Source organism: Actinophytocola sp., assembly GCF_036002505.1.
In the GTDB taxonomy this organism is placed as follows: Bacteria; Actinomycetota; Actinomycetes; order Mycobacteriales; family Pseudonocardiaceae; genus DASYTH01.
Genome location: NZ_DASYTH010000153.1, coordinates 1 through 2,210, shown reverse-complemented (window position 1 = coordinate 2,210; position 2,210 = coordinate 1). Strand labels below are relative to the sequence as shown.

Sequence of the window (2,210 nt, the reverse complement as noted above, 5' to 3'; positions counted from 1 at the left end):
TTCAACATCGCCTCGGTCACGGTTACCCGCTACCGCTGGCGAGGACCGAGGATCCCGTCACCCTGGCCGACCACGATCATCGAACCAGCGACATGATCCCGTGGAGAGCCCGGTGCGATGAGAGTCGCACGCCGGGTTCGGCGAGCGGCCTGGGGAAACGGAGCGGAGGAAACTCCGCCACCGCGCCCCAGGCCGACTCACCATCCAGGGTGAGCTGCGCAAGCTCGGCTACCGGGTCGCCGCCTCGACCATCCGGCGGATCTTACGGCGGGCCCGGATCCCGCCAGCACCTACCCGCCGCGGCGACCTGAGCTGGCGGCAGTTCCTGCGCGCCCAGGCGTCGACCGCGCTGGCGGTCGACTTCTTCCACGTCGACACGGTGTCCCTGCGGCGGATGTACGTGCTGTTCGCGTTGGAGATCCAGACCCGGTACGTGCACGTCCTCGGCGTCACCGCCAACCCCGACGGGCCGTGGACCACCCAGCAGGCCCGCAACCTCCTGTTGGACCTCGGCGCGCGTGCGGAGGCGTTCAGGTTCCTCGTCCGGGACCGGGCCGGCCAGTTCACCACCGCGTTCGACGCCGTCCTCGCCGATGCGGGCATCGAGGTCCTCACCATCCCTGCGGGTTGTCCACGGGCCAACGCCTACGCCGAGAGGTTCGTGCTCACCGCCCGCAACGAGCTCACCGACCGCATGCTGATCCTCGGCCCACGCCACCTCCAGCGCGCGCTCGCCGAGTACGCCCGGCACTACAACCAGCGGCGCCCGCATCGCAGCTGCGACCTGCAACCGCCGCGCCCGACCGGCCCCTCCCACACCTGCCAACGCTGCGGATCACACGCCGAACCGTGCTCGGCGGCCTGATCAACGAGTACCAGCCAGCAACGTAAACACCCAGCTCACGCACCACGACAGCGTTTTGGCACCCCACGGGCTCCGGCCGTGGCGATCTGGCTGGCAGGTATAAGCAGCCCGGCGAGAGCTAGGACCGCAGCCATCAGGAAGATGCGCGGCATTACAGGGCGCATGATTGGACTGGGGGCGTGGCTACACCTCGCCCGCCGCCGGCCCTGCGGAGCTCGGTGACGGTTGATGTCAAGCGAGCAGACCGAATGAGAGTGGGACGCAGCGATGACGGTCTTTGTTGCAGGTGCGAGCGGAGCGGTCGGCCATCGTCTCGTTCCGTTGCTGGTCGCGAGCGGCTATGACGTCGCGGCGATGACGCGCTCTCCGCAGAAGGTGGATTCCTTGCGAGCGGCCGGCGCCGAACCGGTCGTCGCGGACGGGCTCGACGCCGGGGAGGTGATGCGGGCGATCATGCGGAGCAAACCAGAGGTTGTCATCCATCAGATGACCGGGCTCACCGGAGTCAGCAGCTACAAGAAGTTCGACGAGGAGTTTTCAGTCACCAACCGGCTGCGGACCGAAGGCACCGACAACCTGCTCAACGCGGCGCGGGCGGCCGGCGTGCGGCGCTTCATCGCGCAGAGCTACGGCAACTGGAACTACGCACGCACTGGCACGGGCCTGAAAGGCGAAGACGATCCGTTCGACCCGGACCCGCCGGCGAACCAGCGCAAGTCGCTAGAGGCGATCCGCCACCTCGAAGACGCCGTACTCGGAGCCCAGGGCATGGAAGGGATTGTCCTTCGCTACGCCAACTTCTACGGACCAGGCACCGGCTTCGCCCTCGACGGTGATCTCGCCGAACTCGTGCGCCAGCGCAAGTTCCCGATCGTCGGCAACGGCGGTGGCGTCTGGTCGTTCATCCACATCGACGACGCGGCGACCGCGACCATCGCCGCTATCGAGCACGGCGCACCGGGCGTCTACAACATCGTCGACGACGAGCCGGCACCGGTCGCCGTCTGGCTGCCGGAACTCGCCCGAGCGCTCGGCGCCAAGCCACCGAGGCGCGTTCCGGTTTGGCTCGGCCGCCTGGCAGCCGGCGAAGTCGGCGTCTCAATGATGACCCAGATCCGCGGCACGTCGAATGCCAAAGCCAAGCGCGAACTTGGCTGGCAGCCGCGCTATCGAAGCTGGCGAGATGGTTTCCGGGACGGACTAGGCGACGTTGCGCCGCCCAAGCCAGCCTCGTCGTGAGCTCATTCAGCAGCCCAGCCCAAGGAGTGTCCAGGCGAACGCCGACCGGGCGACGGCACAGATAAGGATTAGGCATCAGCCACCGGGATCTCCGCGACCCGGAGAC

General features: G+C 67.9%; 2 protein-coding genes. Both read left to right on the top strand.

The annotated features are described in order from the left end of the window. The first annotated feature begins 394 nt into the window (after window positions 1–394). Complete coding sequence (locus tag VGR06_RS13510) at window positions 395–865, top strand: integrase core domain-containing protein (protein WP_327559396.1); 471 nt, start codon at window positions 395–397, stop codon at window positions 863–865. Between the two features lie 267 nt (window positions 866–1,132). Further along, a complete protein-coding gene (locus VGR06_RS13505; RefSeq protein ID WP_327559395.1) occupies window positions 1,133–2,104 on the top strand; it encodes an NAD(P)-dependent oxidoreductase in 972 nt (323 codons plus the stop codon). Window positions 2,105–2,210 lie beyond the last annotated feature (106 nt).